This is a genomic window from Vibrio sp. 1CM2L (assembly GCF_023161695.1).
GTDB classification, from domain to species: Bacteria; Pseudomonadota; Gammaproteobacteria; order Enterobacterales; family Vibrionaceae; genus Vibrio; species Vibrio coralliirubri.
In genome coordinates this window covers 246,554-262,824 of sequence record NZ_JALNTT010000005.1, presented here as the reverse complement: position 1 = coordinate 262,824, position 16,271 = coordinate 246,554, and the positions used below count along the sequence as shown (strand labels likewise).

The following is a 16,271-nucleotide window of genomic DNA, read 5'->3' as shown; positions in this document are numbered from 1 at the left end:
TTTAGAATCACCATTTAAGGATCATTATGAGTAACGACGCTCTCATATCAGCACTCTCGCACCTCGTTTCGGAGGGGAGAAACCCTGACACTATGGATATTGATCTGCTCACCTCTCTCGAAGTGGTTGAAAAGATTAACCAACAAGACAAACAAGTCCCACTGGCGATTGAAGCGGAACTGCCACAGATCGCGAAAGCGGTCGATAAAATTGCTCATGCCTTTCAAAACGGTGGTCGACTGATTTATATGGGCGCAGGCACCAGTGGTCGATTAGGTGTGTTAGACGCATCAGAGTGCCCACCGACTTTCGGTGTTTCAGACAAGATGGTTATCGGCCTAATTGCAGGTGGACCAGAGGCGATTTTAAAAGCCAAAGAAGGCGCTGAAGACTCGCTGACTCTCGGTATTGAAGATCTGAAAGCGATTCAGTTTTCAGAAAATGATGTCGTGGTGGGTATTGCAGCGAGCGGTCGCACACCTTACGTGATTGGTGCACTCAACTATGCCAATCAGCTTGGCGCAGTAACGGTTGCTCTGTCTTGTAACCCTGATTCTCCAATTGCTGAAATCGCTCAAATCGCAATTAGCCCGGTGGTTGGCCCAGAAGCATTAACAGGTTCAACACGACTCAAATCAGGTACGGCACAAAAGCTGGTGCTTAATATGCTGACCACTGCAAGCATGATTCGTATCGGCAAAAGCTACCAAAATCTGATGGTCGACGTAAAAGCGACTAATGAAAAATTGGTTGCCCGCGCTGCTCGTATCGTTATCCAAGCAACGGAGTGTGACAAAGCACTGGCGGTATCAACACTTAAAGCGACTGATTACGATGTGAAGTTATCTATTTTGATGATTCTAACAGGGCTAGATTTAGAGTTAGCCAAGGCACAACTTGATAAGCAAAATGGCTTCTTGAGAAAAGCTGTCGAGAATAATCAATAGTCTAGACTTTGTTGTTAAGTGTTACGCCCGCTGCATACAAAAAGACCAGTTCACACGCGGTACTGGTCTTTTTTAGTTTTAATTTTTCATCGCTAGCTTGGGCTTAGTAGTCGTTTGAGAACTCGTCCCAGCCGCGTTGCCACTCCATGCGGAAACGTTGAGCGTCTTCCGTACCAGAACACACGCCTTCATACACCTGACCAGATAAACCAATCTGATAAGCATGGTTCGGATTACAATATTCAGTCACACCTAGGTGATAACCTTCTGTGTAACTCGCTTGATCGACTGCGCCAAGCTCAGTCATCTCTGAGTACGAACGTTGAGTGTGGCCTTTGATACCATCACGATAGCCAATCTCTTGCCAATTGCCTTCAGCTGCTAAATCTTGAACATTGGCGCTGCATCCTGCAAGGCTAAATGCCACGGCGAATAGTGCGATTATTTTTTTCATTTCAGTCCTTTATATTTACCTAGCCACTTCCTGACGAAGCGTTGCCTTTGTGGTGATTCTCCGCTGAACACTGGCTGATGTCCACTTATGTCTGTTATCTGCCACTGATATCTATTGGTTACCGCTTAAAGCTGATAAGCCGCCACTTGCCAGAAGCAAGACACTTCTCAACACGCATAACCAACCGCTCTACAAACGTAGCAAACCACTCAATCAGTTATAACACCACTTAATTGACTATTCGACCACTCACTCTCATAGCGGAAGTTTCTTCTCATGCTCTTCTTTAATATACACCCTGACTTAATTAATACATTCAGGGATAACAAATTATGATGTGGTTTCTTACCTGTGTTGCAGCACTCATTGGTGGCTACTTTATTTACGGTGCCTTTATCGAGAAGATTTTCGGTATCAATGAAAAGCGTCAAACACCCGCTCACACCAAGCAAGATGGCGTGGACTACGTTCCAATGTCGACACCAAAGGTTTACCTAGTTCAGCTGCTTAACATTGCAGGTGTGGGTCCAATCTTCGGCCCTATCATGGGTGCCCTTTACGGCCCAGCAGCGATGCTTTGGATCGTGCTAGGTTGTATCTTCGCAGGTGCAGTACACGACTACTTCTCAGGTATGTTATCTATCCGTAATGGTGGTGCTTCGGTTCCAACTATCACTGGACGTTACCTAGGCAATGGCGCAAAACACTTTATGAACATCTTTGCCATTGTTCTACTGCTTCTCGTTGGTGTGGTATTCGTATCTGCTCCTGCAGGCATGATCACTAACCTAGTGAACGACCAAACTGATTTCGCGATGTCTGCAACAACCATGGTTGTTATCATCTTTGCTTACTACATCATCGCAACGATTGTCCCTGTCGATAAAATCATTGGTCGCTTCTACCCACTGTTCGGCGCACTGCTTATCTTCATGTCTGTCGGCCTAATCACTGCGATTGGTCTATCTGACGAGCACCAAATCATGGGTGGCTTCGAGATGAAGGACATGTTCACCAACATGAACCCGAATGACCTACCACTTTGGCCAGCTCTATTCATCACTATTGCTTGTGGTGCAATCTCTGGCTTCCACGCAACTCAGTCTCCTTTGATGGCGCGTTGTATGGAAAACGAGAAGAACGGTCGCTTCGTATTCTACGGTGCAATGATTGGTGAAGGCATCATCGCTCTAATCTGGTGTGCACTTGCTCTGTCATTCTTCGGTTCAGTTGAGTCTCTATCTGATGCAATTGCAAACGGTGGCCCTGGTAACGTGGTATACAGCGCTTCATTTGGTCTACTGGGTGTATTCGGCGGTATCCTTGCTTTCCTTGGCGTAGTTATCCTGCCAATCACTTCTGGTGACACAGCATTCCGTTCAAGCCGTCTTATCCTTGCTGAATACTTCAACATGGAACAGAAAACACTGCGTAACCGCCTACTGATGGCTTTACCACTGTTCGTTATCGGCGGCATCTTGACTCAAGTTGATTTCGGTATCATCTGGCGCTACTTCGGTTTTGCTAACCAATCAACAGCAGTGATGATGTTATGGACAGCTTCGGCTTACCTACTTCGTCACAACAAACTGCACTGGGTAACTACGGTTCCAGCTGTGTTCATGACGTCTGTGTGTATCACATTCATCCTGAACAACAGCCAACTAGGCTTCGGTCTACCAATGCAAATCTCGACCATCATTGGTGTGGTGAGTGCACTAGGTGTTGCGGCTTACGTTATCAAGATTTCAAAAGGCAAAGGCGATATCGACCTTGCTGATGAAAAAGAAGAGAAAGAAGCAAAAGGCGTCACCAAAACTGCCTAGTTCTTTCAGACTCTTAATATAAAGAGACACGTCTTCATAGAGAGACAAAAGAACAGCCAGACACACTTCGCTTGCTCACGTAGTCATCCAGTGATTCGTGGAAATTAAGACTAAAGCCCGTCCTTTGAGATGGGCTTTACTGTATCTCAGCATTGACAAGCAATCACCGCTCGATATAACCAACGAAAACACAAGCAAAGCTACCGTTACCACGCAATGAGCTTTACACTTAACAAGCGTCTCAATAGGTGAAAATATGGAACTCATTCTCTCTCTGCTGCAACAAACCTGTGTCTACTTAGTGATTGCTTACATGCTAAGTAAAACGCCACTGATTCTCCCTTTGTTGAGCATCTCTTCACGCTTAAGTCATAAAATCAGCTGCTACGTTCTGTTTTCCCTGTTCTGTATTATGGGCACCTATTTTGGCTTACAGATCAATGATGCTATCGCCAACACGCGCGCGATGGGAGCGGTCATGGGTGGCTTGTTTGGTGGTCCGGTTGTCGGCTTTGCGGTCGGTTTTACTGGCGGGATTCACCGTTACTCATTAGGCGGCTTCACAGACTTGGCTTGTGCTATTTCCACCACAGCAGAAGGCTTGATTGGTGGCCTATTGCACGTTTACTTAGTTAGAAAGAACAAAGCCAGCCAACTGTTTAATCCGTTAGTGGTTTTCTCGGTAACCCTGTTTGCAGAGATCATTCAGATGCTGATTCTGCTAGCGGTCGCAAAACCATTTGAGCAGTCCTATGCTCTGGTCTCCGATATTGCGGCGCCAATGATCATCGCTAACTCGGTCGGGGCTGCGCTGTTCATGAGCATCATCCAAGACAGGAAAACCATCTTCGAAAAGTACTCGGCTACCTTCTCACGCCGCGCATTAACCATCGCCGAGCGTTCAGTAGGTATTCTGCATGGCGGCTTCAATTCCGATAACGCACAAAAAATCGTACGTATTGTTTATGAAGAGACCAACGTAGGGGCGGTAGCGATTACCGACCGAGAAAAAATCCTCGCGTTCGTTGGCATTGGTGATGAACACCATATTCCAAATACTCCGATTTCATCGCAAAGCACGCTCACTTCTATGGAACAGAACGACATCATCTATCTTGATGGCAAAGAGAACCCATACCAATGCTCCTTGTCACAGGATTGTAAATTGGGCTCGGCTCTGATTATTCCACTCCGTGCGGGTAACGAAGTGGTCGGTACCATCAAACTGTATGAGCCAAAACTAAAACTTTTCTCGACCATCAACATGTCGATGGGTGAAGGTATCGCTCAGCTATTGTCGAGCCAGATCCTATTCAGCAACTATCAGCAGCAGCAAACGCTACTGACACAAGCAGAAATCAAACTGCTGCACGCTCAAGTGAATCCGCATTTCTTGTTCAATGCGCTTAACACCATCAGCGCAGTAACACGTCGTGACCCAGATAAAGCTCGAGAGTTGATTCAGCACCTGTCTCACTTCTTTAGAAGCAACCTAAAGCAGAACATCAACACCGTGAAGCTCAAAGACGAACTGGCACACGTCAACGCTTACCTGACCATAGAGAAAGCACGCTTTACCGATCGACTAGAAGTGGAATGGGATATTGACCCGCAGTTATATGAATCTCAATTGCCGAGCTTTACCCTGCAACCGCTGGTAGAAAACGCCATCAAACATGGGATATCTAATATGTTGGAAGGCGGTAAAGTGAAGATCTCTAGCGAGGCTTTCGAGGGTGGGTTCAAGTTAACCGTTGAAGACAATGCAGGTAATTATCAGAAGCCATCTCAAGATCATGTAGGTTTAGGGATGGAAATTGTTGATAAACGACTCACTAATTTCTTTGGACAAGATTCAGCACTAAAAATAGAATCTCAACCACAGCAATTTACTCGAATGAGCTTTATCATACCTATACTCAAATAATGGTATTTTCGGGGACGGATCGCTCCGAGTTGAAACATTTAGAAACAGACATTTAAAAGATAAGCGTGAACCAAGCAGGGATAGAACCAAGATGAAGATTGTAGGATGTTAAAAGCATTAGTTGTCGATGATGAGCTTTTTGCTCGCGAAGAGCTGATTGAGCTGCTGACCGAAACCGGAGAAGTGGAAATCATAGGCCAAGCGAGTAACGCGATCGAAGGACTGAAACAGATCAACCTACTCAAGCCTGATGTGGTGTATTTGGATATCCAAATGCCGCAGGTTACCGGGATTGAGCTGTTAAGCATGCTTGACCCAGATACCATGCCTTACGTGGTATTCGTCACCGCCTACGACCAATATGCGATTCAAGCCTTTGAAGATAACGCTTTTGATTACCTGCTTAAGCCAGTCGAGCCTTGTCGATTAAACAAGAGCGTTTGTCGCCTGAATAAGGTCATCAAACAAAACCAGAAAGCACCAGAACAGAACATCTCAGCGATTGCTCCCTGTCACTTAGAGCAGATCCCGTGTATCGGTCATAACCGCATTGTGATCATGGCAAGCCAAACGGTCGAGTGCGCCTATTCCGATATCAGTGGTGTGCATGTTCGTAGCTCATCGCAAACCGCGACCTCACAGTTAACGCTAAAGATCTTGGAAGAAAAAACCGATTTGATCCGCTGTCATCGCCAATATTTGATCAACATAAAATCGATCCAAGAGATCAAACTGCTAGAAAATGGATTAGCCGAGATCATTACCCTAACTGGCTTTGAAGTGCCTGTCAGTCGTCGTTATTTAAAGACTTTAAAAGAGCAACTCGGTCTCCAATAACGCGTTAGAAGTTAGACGCCTTGTTCCAAAGCACGATCAAAAAAGCCAACGTATCAACGTTGGCTTCCTGCTGTTTACAAATCAATAGTGTTTGCAAATCGATAGTGTTACGCATCGATCTTGTCATCAATCAATAGAGATTAGTCGACTTGCTTAATCTGTAGCTCTTTTGGTACTTCAAAGAACATGTTCTCTTCACGACCTTGAATCTCTTCAACATCAGTCGCACCTAGCTCACGAATACGATCTAAGATTTGGTTTACTAGCTCTTCAGGCGCTGAAGCACCCGCTGTCACACCAATTTTATTTTTCCCTTCAACCCATTCAGTTTGAATGTCTTCAGGGCAATCGGTTAGGTAACCTGGCGTGCCTAGTTTCTCAGCCAGCTCTTTCAAACGTGTTGAGTTAGATGAGTTCTTAGAACCAACAACAATCACGACATCAACATCACCAGCCATCTCACGAATCGCGTCTTGACGGTTTTGTGTTGCGTAGCAAATGTCGTCTTTACGTGGGCCTTGGATCTCAGGGAACACTCGACGCAGCTCTTCAATTACATCAGCTGTTTCATCAACTGATAGCGTCGTTTGGCTAACGTAGTGCAGGTTACTCGGGTCATTCACTACTAGGTTCTGTACGTCCTCTGGCTTCTCAACCAAGTACATACCACCAGTTTGGCTAGCGTACTGACCCATGGTGCCTTCCACTTCTGGGTGACCTGCGTGACCAATCAGTACTACTTCCATATGTTTGCGGCTCGCACGAGCAACCTCCATATGAACTTTAGTCACCAAAGGACACGTTGCATCAAATACAGTCAGTTCGCGCTCTTTCGCTTCTTTACGAACCGCTTGAGAAACACCGTGAGCCGAGAAGATCACGATGTTGTCGTCTGGCACTTCACTCAGTTCTTCGACAAAAATAGCACCACGCTGCTTGAGCCCCTCAACAACAAAGCGGTTGTGTACCACTTCATGGCGAACATAGATCGGTGGCTGATACATTTCGAGTGCACGCTCTACGATGCTGATCGCACGATCGACACCAGCACAAAAGCCACGAGGGTTAGCTAACATTATTTTCATTTCATTGCTCATCATTTACCGCGGTACTAAGGTTGTTTCTATAGAGTTCGCCGTCAGCGAGGTTCGCATTCTACAGTGAAGCGCCTAGACAGTGAAGCTCTGGGTGACATCACAGCTGTAAGGCGATGTTATTCTACTGTTAAGGTAGTGATTAACAGCTAAGATAGTTAGTCCACCGCTAAGATATTGACGTCAAAGGTAACGTCTTGACCAGCGAGCGGGTGATTAAAATCAACCGTCACTGAATCACCTGCGATCTCAGTAATAATACCTGGAATTTCCATACCGTCAGGACCTGAGAATGCCATGATAGTGCCCACTTCAACTTCAGAGTCACCAACAAACTTAGCACGATCCATATAGTGAATATGATCTGGGTTTGGCATACCAAACGCGTCTTCCGCCTTCAGTTCGATAGACTTTTCAGTTCCAGCTTCAAGTCCAAGTAAGCACGCTTCAAAGTTCTCACTTAGGCTACCATCGCCCATGACGAACTTCGCTGGTTTGCCCATGTTTTCCGTACTATCGGCAACTGAACCATCCTTCATTTTAATCGTAAAATGTAGAGTTACTGCTGAATCATTTTTAATTGCTGCCACGTTACTTTCCTTAGATTTCTTTATTATTTGAGAACGCAATTTGCTTCGCTCTCATATCATATCAATCACAGTAAGTAAGTACTCAGACATAGTTCAGGGAAAAGGCTTGAGAACAAGGCAGAATTTTTCGATAAGTAGTTATTCTACAATCAAAAATTCTAACGAAGTTATCGAGGCTTTTAGCAAACTAGGGAGAGTAGTTATTTACTACGATTGATATTAATTGCAGCATAAAAAAAAGCGCCGTCGGAATCAACCGACAGCGCTTAGGGCTATTCTATTCTGTGAGTCATAGACTGACTTTGAGGCAAGCTATTTGCTTTCTTCTTTCTTACGGAAACCATCTAAGATGATCATCGCAGCACCGATACAGATTCCCATATCTGCTAAGTTAAATGCAGGCCAGTGGTAAGTGCCCCAGTAGAAGTCTAAGTAATCGACAACAAAGCCGTGTACAACTCGGTCAAACACATTACCTACCGCGCCACCAATGATGATCGCATAAGCAATGTTATTCCACTTCTCTGTTGCTGGTAGTTTGCTCATCCAGTACGTCAGCATACCTGTTACCGCAAATGCGATACCCGTAAATAACCAACGCTGCCAACCACTTTGATCACTCAAGAAGCTAAACGCTGCACCGTAGTTATGCACGTACAGAAAGTTAAAGAATGGCAGCACCTCAATACGGTTTGCCCAGCCATAACCCATGTTGTCCATGACAAAGAGTTTAATGCCAATATCAGCCAAGAAGACCAATAGAGCCAGCCATAACCAACGTACACCAGATTGTTTTAACGAAACTTCACTCATTTCTATTCCTAGTATTTACGAAGTTGGTATTCATTGTTAGTCACTTTAAGTGACCTTGATTACCAACTTGGTTAAACACATTTCCTATAACTAAAAATAACCCCAGTTGATACTGGGGCTATGATTTTTACAAAAAGTTCAGTCTTTCTCTGAGTCGTTATGCGAACTTACGCACTTCGCCTTCACCGTCGATGTTCGACACACAACGACCACAAACTTTCTCGTGACCTTCGATAGTGCCTACATCTGGAGTGTGGTGCCAGCAACGGTCACACTTCTCAGCTTCAGTAGCCGCAACTTCAACGAATAGACCAGCAACGTCTGTCGCTTGCGCTGCATCAGACTTCTCGCTCAGTGGCTTAACAACAGCTGCAGAAGTGATAAGTACGAAACGTAGCTCATCTTCTAGCTTGTTGATTTTAGCCGCTAGTGCATCATCAGCGTATAGAGTAACTTCAGCTTGCAGTGCGCCACCGATCGTTTTCTCTTTACGAGCATCTTCAAGAAGCTTGTTCACTGCGCCACGAACAGACTGGATTTCAGTCCAGAATTCGTTGCTTAGCTCTTCGCCTTCAGCAAGACCAAATAGACCTTCGAACCATTCACCTGTGAATACGAACGTGTCGCGCTCACCTGGCATTTCATTCCAGATTTCATCTGCAGTGAACGACATGATAGGCGCCATCCAACGAACTAGAGCTTCTACGATGTAGTAAAGCGCCGTTTGACAGCTACGTTGAGCATGGCTGCCCTGCTTCGCCGTGTACTGACGGTCTTTGATTACGTCTAGGTAGAAAGAACCCATTTCGATAGAACAGAACTGCATTAGACGTTGAGTCACACCGTGAGTGTTGTACTCGCCGTATGCTTTAACAATCTCTTCTTGTGCAGCTTGAGCACGGCCAACAGCCCAGCGATCAAGTGCAACCATCTCTTCAGCAGGTACGAGGTCAGTTTCAGGGTTGAAACCGTTCAAGTTCGCTAGGAAGAAACGAGCTGTGTTACGAATACGACGGTAAGCATCCGCTGAACGCTTCAGGATTTCATCAGAAACCGCAACTTCACCTGTGTAGTCTGTAGAAGCAACCCATAGACGCAGGATATCTGCACCTAGCTTGTTGGTTACGTCTTTAGGAGCAACAACGTTACCGATAGATTTAGACATCTTACGGCCGTTACCATCAACCACGAAACCGTGAGTTAGTACTTGCTTGTACGGTGCTTCGTCTTTCATCGCGATAGATGAAATTAGAGAAGACTGGAACCAGCCACGGTGTTGGTCTGAACCTTCAAGGTAAAGATCAGCACTGTGAGTGCGCTCTTCGTTCGGGAAGTTGTACTCTTCACGAGAATCAACAACAGAGAAGTGCGTAACACCTGAGTCGAACCATACGTCTAGCGTATCCATTACTTTTTCGTACTTATCAGCGTCTTCTGCGCCCATAAGTTCAGCAGCGTCTACATCCCACCAAGCTTGAATGCCTTTCTCTTCAACTAGCTTCGCTACTTTTTCAATAAGCGCTGGGCTTTCTGGGTGAAGTTCTGCTGTTTCTTTATGAACGAACAGAGCAATTGGCACACCCCAAGTACGTTGACGAGAGATACACCACTCAGGGCGACCTTCAACCATACCTTCGATACGGCTTTGACCCCATTCAGGCAACCACTCAACACTCTTGATTGACTCTAGTGCTTTAGCTCGTAGGCCAGCTTGATCCATAGAGATGAACCATTGTGGTGTTGCGCGGAAGATGATTGGAGTTTTGTGTCTCCAACAATGTGGGTAGCTGTGCTCGTAAGCGTGGTGATGCAGAAGTGCACCTTTCTCTTTTAAAACTTCTAAAACAGAGTCGTTCGCTTTGAATACGTGCTGACCAGCAAATAGCTCAGTATCTGGCAGGTAAACGCCGTTTGAACCAACTGGGTTAGCGATTTCTAGGTTGTACTTCTTACCAACCACGAAATCTTCTTGACCGTGGCCAGGCGCAGTGTGAACCACACCAGTACCTGAATCCGTTGTAACGTGGTCACCAAGAACAGCAGGAACAGTAAAGTCGTAGAACGGGTGGTTGAACTGAGAAAGCTCAAGATCAGCACCAGTAGCAAAACCAAGGTTATGGAAGTGCTCGATACCTGCACGGTCCATTACGTCTTTTGCTAGTTCAGAAGCAACAACGATACGTTGAGCAGGCTGGTCGCCATTCGCTTCAACTTGGATAAGCACGTATTCAAGATCATCACGTAGACATACTGCGCGGTTAGCTGGCAGAGTCCATGGTGTTGTTGTCCAGATAACGATAGAGATTTCGCCCTGACCCGCGTGGCCTTCAGCTAGAGTAAATTTCTCTAGAAGCGCCGCTTCGTCAGCTGCTGTAAATTTCACATCGATAGATGGAGAAACTTTATCTTTGTATTCAACTTCAGCTTCAGCCAGAGCAGAACCACAGTCAGTACACCAGTGAACAGGCTTGAAACCTTTAAGAAGGTGACCTTTATCTGCGATTTTGCCAAGAGAACGAATGATGTTCGCTTCAGTGCCGAAATCCATAGTGCGGTAAGGTTTGTCCCACTCGCCCATGATGCCAAGACGTTTGAAGCTCTCTTTCTGACCTTCAACTTGACCCGCAGCGTACTTACGACACTCTTCGCGGAATTCAGCAGCCGAAATCTTCTGACCAGGCTTACCTTTCTTCTTCTCAACCATTAGCTCGATTGGAAGACCGTGACAGTCCCAACCAGGGATGTACGGTGCATCAAAACCAGAAAGGGTCTTAGATTTGATAATAATGTCTTTAAGAATCTTATTCAGCGCGTGGCCAATGTGAATGTCGCCGTTCGCGTATGGAGGGCCATCATGCAGTACGAAAGATTTTTTACCTTTCTTTGCCTTACGGATTTCGCCGTAAAGATCTTCTTTGTACCAACGCTTCAGCATTTCTGGCTCACGATTTGCCAGATTGCCGCGCATTGGGAACCCTGTTTCTGGTAAGTTCAGGGTATCTTTATAATCACTCATCGATTCTTAATTCCGTTATATTGGGCGAAGTTAGACATTATGTTAATCGGTGGAATCATCCGATTAATTCTTTAGCTGAAGCAGCCACACCCTTGCGGCTTCAGCATCCAATTCTATTTGATTCTTTAGTGCGTCGAACGATTCAAATTTTATCTCGTCGCGCAGTTTGTGCAAAAGTCGTACTTCTAACTGTTTACCATATAAATTGGCTTTAAAGTCAAAAAAATGCACTTCTAATTGCTGCCTTACCCCATTAACTGTTGGTCGTTGTCCAATATTAGCAACGCCACCGACAGGAACACCGTCGATATCCAAAGCTTCAACAACATACACTCCCGATACAGGAGAAACACAACGCTTTAATGGAATATTAGCGGTAGGGAAACCGATAGTTCTCCCTAGTTTTCGACCATGGGACACTCGACCACTAATACTGTAATCACGTCCTAACATGGTAGCACTTGCAGCCAAGTCATCGACCGCTAATGCATTTCGTATCTCAGTACTGCTTACTCGTAATTGGTTTAAGCAATAGCTTTGGGTGCTTACCACCTCAAAACCGTACTTCTCGCCCGCCTCTTTGAGCATAGCGAAATTGCCAGTGCGACCTTTACCAAAGCAAAAATCGTCACCAACCACCAAGAACTTCACACCAAGCTTATCAACCAAAAGATCCTTAATGAACGCTTCCGCGGATAAACTTGCAAAATACTGATTAAAATTAACACACAATAGGCGACTGATATCTAGCTTGCTCAGTTGCACGTATTTATCTCGTAAGCGAGTTAAACGTGCTGGCGCTTTATCTCGGGCAAACAGCTCCATAGGCTGCGGCTCAAACGTCATAACAACAGAAGGTAGCCCTAATGCTGCAGCTTGTTTAGAAACCTGACTCAGAACCTCTTGATGTCCTAAATGAACACCATCGAAGTTACCTATGGTTAATACACAGCCATGATGCTGCGCTTTAATATTGTGTATACCTCGGATCAGTTCCATTATGATCAGCTAAAACCTATTATTTGCATCATTTATTGTGTGAAACCGACGGATTATATACTAATCAGTATTAATCTGTCGCTGCTTTTAAATGTTTTACTCGGATACCTAAAATCAGTACCGAAACAATATAAACAAAGCCACCAAGTCCAATCAAGCCTGTTAATGTCAGCGCTCTCTGGCTGAAGCTCCATTCAAGCCAATGTTGCATATTATCCAGCTGCCATAAAATAGCCGCTACCATCACCACACCTGAGATAATCAATTTGGCACTAAACAACAAGGTTGTCTTAGTTAATTGATACACACCCGCAAGGTGTAATCCACGATATAACAATGCCATATTCACAAAAGCAGACAGTGCCGTCGCAATCGCTAAACCCACATAACCATAGAAATAAGCAAAGATCGCGTTAAACACCATATTAGTCACCATAGCGATAATGCCGTACTTAACCGGTGTTTTGGTATCTTGGCGAGAGTAGTAACCCGGAGCTAAAACTTTAATCAACATGAAGTTAAGCAAGCCTGATGCGTAAGCTACCAATGACATCGATGCCTGCTGTACATCGTGTGGAGAGAACTCACCACGCATAAAAAGCACCATCAGCATTGGTTTAGCTAAAACGATAAGACCTAACATCGCAGGAATACCAAGCAGCAAAACCATGCGCACGCCCCAATCCATGGTATGCGCGAACCCTTCCCCTTGAGCATCTACGTGTTTACGAGATAAAGCAGGAAGAATCACAGTCGCAATCGCGATACCGAATAAACCGAGAGGAAATTCAAGCAGTCGGTCTGAGTAGTACAACCAACTGATAGAACCTGTTGCGAGGAAGCTGGCAATAAAGGTATCAAACAATAAGTTGATTTGACTGACCGATACCCCGAACAAAGCAGGGATCATTAATGTGCGGATCTTAACCACACCCGGATCTCTCCAGCCCCACTTCGGCTTAACCAACACACCCGCTTTGATCAAGAAAGGCATTTGGAAAAGGAATTGGACTAAGCCACCAAGAAACACACCAATGGCTAAACCAATTTCTGGTTGTTCTAAATTAGGAGAGATAAACCACGCAGCGCCTATGATCATCACGTTCAAGAACACAGGGGTAAAAGAAGAGACCGCAAATTTACCTAATGTATTAAGAATGGCACCAGATAAAGCAACGAAGGTAATAAACCATAAATAAGGAAAGGTAATCTTGAGCATAAAGCTCGCCAACTCAAACTTTGGCGCTGATGGACCATCATTTAGCCAGTCGATAAACCAACCCGCACCAAACATCGCGGTGATCACGCCAGAGCCCAATACCCCGATAACGGTGACAATAGAAACTAAAACCCCGAGCGTACCCGACACCTTAGCAATTAAATCTCGTGTCTTATCTTTATCACCTGCGGCGTGATATTCCGTTAATACAGGAACAAACGCTTGAGAAAACGCACCTTCTGCAAAAAGTCGACGTAAGAAATTAGGAATTTTATTAGCGAAGAAAAATACATCGGCACTCGCTCCTGCCCCCATCAAATTTGCTACTACTACATCACGTACTAGCCCCAATACACGGGAAACAAAAGTCATTGCGCTGACAATCAGGCCTGACTTTAATAGTCGTTTACTCACAGAAACCTCTGACACTGGTTGATTACTTTCAAGCGAGGATAAATACTATCCTGTCCTAAGAAGCATATTTATTAGCATTGGTCTAAAAATGCTGTTAGAATCCCCGCCATCTTAACCGCGATGACCTTTCCATACCAAAGTTTGTTTGGCTACGATTGGTTTTTGCACAAATCATTTGACAATTAAGCGCTAATGAGGGATAGTCCTCGCCCTTAAATTGTCACCGAACTAAGTTTTTGGGAGTTAGACCCTTGGCAAACAGTAAATCTGCTAAGAAGCGCGCTATCCAAGCTGAGAAACGTCGCCAGCACAATGCTAGCCGTCGTTCTATGATGCGCACTTACATGAAAAAGACTATCGCAGCTATCGCAGCTGGTGATAAAGAAGCTGCAACTGCTGCTCTTGTAGAAGTTACACCACTTCTTGACCGTATGGCGACTAAAGGCCTTATTCATAAGAATAAAGCTGCACGTCATAAGTCTCGTTTCGCTGCTGCAATCAAAGCTCTTTAATAGAAATTTGATTACAACGCAAAACGAAAAAAACCGGCCTAGGCCGGTTTTTTTATATCTAAATTTTGAGTAACGCTTTTATTTTACGTGCTAACAGCCGTTTTGCTTACCGATAGACTGTTAAGCAATAGATAAAACAAACAATCAGAAAAATAAATAGAGAAGCAAATTAGTAGGTAGATAGGTAGATAGGTAGATAGGTAAACATTAACGTTCAATGTGAAATGCTAACACTTCCTTGTGTCATTCTATCGCTGGTAAGAAATCCCCCTCCCACCAGCAATAAGCTACTTGCAGTAAATACCATGCAGTAGGTTAATCATCGCTTTTACTTCTTCACTACTCAATGTGTAATACACAGTTTGAGCTTCTTTGCGAGTTTCGACCAAACCATCTCTTCTCAACCAAGCAAGATGTTGAGATAAAGCAGACTGACTCAGTTCCAACTTGCCACACAACTCCCCAACCGACAGTTCAGTACCATGTAGTAGGCACAAAATCTGTAAGCGACGCTCGTTAGCCATGGCTTTGAGTAGAATCACAGCTTGTGCTGAGTTCTTCTCCATCTCTTTTAAGTTCATAGTTTGGCTCCCTACAACCTTTACGCCAACTACGGGCTATCAGTATTTCCGGCATATGGTAGAGCTATGATAATCGATATCAATTCATTAACAAACTAACTCATTCGAACAATTTGCTAAAATCTGCGTCACATACGTTTTTTACTGCTGGATGTTGGATCATCCTCTCAGCAAATATGACGTAGTACTCCTCTTTTAACTCTTCAATACCGCCTAATAGTTGCAGTGATGTGTCGTCTTCCACTTCAGACATATAAAGCGTCGGTGCTAAAAATATTGCGTCATGATGGTAACGAGCAAAAGCCTTCATCAATGCGGCATCATCAAACTCACCTAAAATATCAGGCTTAAGCCCTTGTCTATCAAACCATTGCAGCACTTTACGCCCCATTGAGGTTCGGCTACCAGGGATCAAAAGCTTTCTTTGCTCCAATACAGCAGGGAAATTAACACCTTCAACCTGACCTGAACTGAAAAAGCTCATTCCACTCTCACCCAACTTTTTACTGAACAGGCCCGGGCTTTGACTAGAGTCCACCGGACAGTCAGACAAAATCATATCGAGCTTATGTTGAGAGAGCTGCTCAAGTAGCATTTCATGGGTCGATTCAAAACAGCGTAAATGAATGCTGTTATCTGGAGGAATGGTCGACATCAGTATCTTACTGACGAGTCTTTTAGAGAGCGCATCCGCGACGCCAACATCAAACAGAATATTGGAATGCTGGCTGTAATTCACGATATCCAGCATCTCGTAACTCAGGCCAAACATACGATCGGCATATTTAAAGACCAGCTGCCCAAGCTCTGTAGGCTCAACACTGCGGCCATTACGCTTGGTCAACTTGCCATCCATGCGCTCTTCCAAGGCTTTTATCTGCCCCGTTACCGTTTGTGGTGTTAGAAATAGGGCTTCTGCAGCTTTAGTAACAGAGCCTTGCTTGCAAACCATCCAAAAGTAATAAAGATGGTTGTAGTTGAGATGCGACATAGATGTGCCGTAATAAAAGAGTAGATACCCTTTTATATCAAATATGACACC

The 16,271-nt window shown here is 44.8% G+C and carries 14 protein-coding genes; 5 read left to right on the top strand and 9 right to left on the bottom strand.

Annotation, left to right across the window (positions count from 1 at the left end):
* The first annotated feature begins 26 nt into the window (after positions 1 to 26).
* Positions 27 to 947 carry an N-acetylmuramic acid 6-phosphate etherase gene (gene murQ, locus MSG34_RS18040; protein ID WP_050651903.1) on the top strand — a complete coding sequence of 307 codons (921 nt, stop codon included), beginning with the start codon at positions 27 to 29 and terminating at the stop codon, positions 945 to 947.
* Positions 948 to 1,050: 103 nt separating this feature from the next.
* Here murQ and MSG34_RS18035 read toward each other — a convergent pair whose 3' ends face one another.
* Positions 1,051 to 1,401 carry a DUF2799 domain-containing protein gene (locus MSG34_RS18035; protein WP_017098352.1) on the bottom strand — a complete coding sequence of 117 codons (351 nt, stop codon included), beginning with the start codon at positions 1,399 to 1,401 and terminating at the stop codon, positions 1,051 to 1,053.
* Between the two features lie 332 nt (positions 1,402 to 1,733).
* On the opposite strand from MSG34_RS18035, the gene MSG34_RS18030 reads away from it, so the two are divergent.
* The 3 genes from MSG34_RS18030 (at position 1,734) to btsR (ending at position 5,991) form a co-directional block, all read left to right on the top strand.
* Entirely contained in the window at positions 1,734 to 3,227 is a 1,494-nt protein-coding gene (locus MSG34_RS18030) for a carbon starvation protein A (protein WP_048615024.1), read from the top strand.
* 256 nt (positions 3,228 to 3,483) lie between these two features.
* The gene (locus tag MSG34_RS18025) at positions 3,484 to 5,154 is read left to right on the top strand and encodes a sensor histidine kinase (RefSeq protein ID WP_017080271.1); all 1,671 of its coding nucleotides are present in this window, start codon (positions 3,484 to 3,486) and stop codon (positions 5,152 to 5,154) included.
* Positions 5,155 to 5,259: 105 nt separating this feature from the next.
* On the top strand, positions 5,260 to 5,991 hold the full coding sequence (gene btsR / locus MSG34_RS18020; RefSeq protein ID WP_017106772.1) for a two-component system response regulator BtsR: 732 nt from the start codon (positions 5,260 to 5,262) through the stop codon (positions 5,989 to 5,991).
* 140 nt (positions 5,992 to 6,131) lie between these two features.
* Here btsR and ispH read toward each other — a convergent pair whose 3' ends face one another.
* The 6 genes from ispH to murJ all read right to left on the bottom strand — a co-directional run bounded on the left by ispH (position 6,132) and on the right by murJ (position 14,136).
* Positions 6,132 to 7,088, bottom strand: a complete 957-nt coding sequence (ispH, locus tag MSG34_RS18015) for a 4-hydroxy-3-methylbut-2-enyl diphosphate reductase (RefSeq protein WP_248338877.1) — start codon at positions 7,086 to 7,088, stop codon at positions 6,132 to 6,134.
* A gap of 155 nt (positions 7,089 to 7,243) precedes the next feature.
* Positions 7,244 to 7,675, bottom strand: coding sequence for an FKBP-type peptidyl-prolyl cis-trans isomerase (gene fkpB / locus MSG34_RS18010; RefSeq protein WP_082151324.1), 432 nt, complete (start codon positions 7,673 to 7,675; stop codon positions 7,244 to 7,246).
* 312 nt (positions 7,676 to 7,987) lie between these two features.
* Entirely contained in the window at positions 7,988 to 8,488 is a 501-nt protein-coding gene (gene lspA / locus MSG34_RS18005) for a signal peptidase II (RefSeq protein WP_248338850.1), read from the bottom strand.
* Between the two features lie 157 nt (positions 8,489 to 8,645).
* Positions 8,646 to 11,504: an isoleucine--tRNA ligase gene (gene ileS, locus MSG34_RS18000; protein ID WP_019820547.1), complete on the bottom strand. Its 2,859-nt coding sequence runs from the start codon at positions 11,502 to 11,504 to the stop codon at positions 8,646 to 8,648.
* 63 nt (positions 11,505 to 11,567) lie between these two features.
* Positions 11,568 to 12,503 (bottom strand): bifunctional riboflavin kinase/FAD synthetase, encoded by a 936-nt coding sequence (gene ribF, locus MSG34_RS17995; RefSeq protein ID WP_017088634.1) that lies wholly within the window; start codon positions 12,501 to 12,503, stop codon positions 11,568 to 11,570.
* Positions 12,504 to 12,573: 70 nt separating this feature from the next.
* The gene (gene murJ / locus MSG34_RS17990; protein WP_032545655.1) at positions 12,574 to 14,136 is read right to left on the bottom strand and encodes a murein biosynthesis integral membrane protein MurJ; all 1,563 of its coding nucleotides are present in this window, start codon (positions 14,134 to 14,136) and stop codon (positions 12,574 to 12,576) included.
* A 251-nt stretch (positions 14,137 to 14,387) separates the two neighbouring features.
* Between murJ and rpsT the strand changes: the two genes are divergently transcribed.
* Positions 14,388 to 14,648, top strand: coding sequence for a 30S ribosomal protein S20 (rpsT, locus tag MSG34_RS17985; protein ID WP_004739529.1), 261 nt, complete (start codon positions 14,388 to 14,390; stop codon positions 14,646 to 14,648).
* A 287-nt stretch (positions 14,649 to 14,935) separates the two neighbouring features.
* Here the strand turns inward: rpsT and MSG34_RS17980 are convergent, their stop codons facing one another.
* Positions 14,936 to 15,229 carry a metalloregulator ArsR/SmtB family transcription factor gene (locus MSG34_RS17980; protein ID WP_004735028.1) on the bottom strand — a complete coding sequence of 98 codons (294 nt, stop codon included), beginning with the start codon at positions 15,227 to 15,229 and terminating at the stop codon, positions 14,936 to 14,938.
* A 100-nt stretch (positions 15,230 to 15,329) separates the two neighbouring features.
* Positions 15,330 to 16,220 carry a transcriptional activator NhaR gene (gene nhaR, locus MSG34_RS17975; RefSeq protein ID WP_017062869.1) on the bottom strand — a complete coding sequence of 297 codons (891 nt, stop codon included), beginning with the start codon at positions 16,218 to 16,220 and terminating at the stop codon, positions 15,330 to 15,332.
* Positions 16,221 to 16,271: the final 51 nt, after the last annotated feature.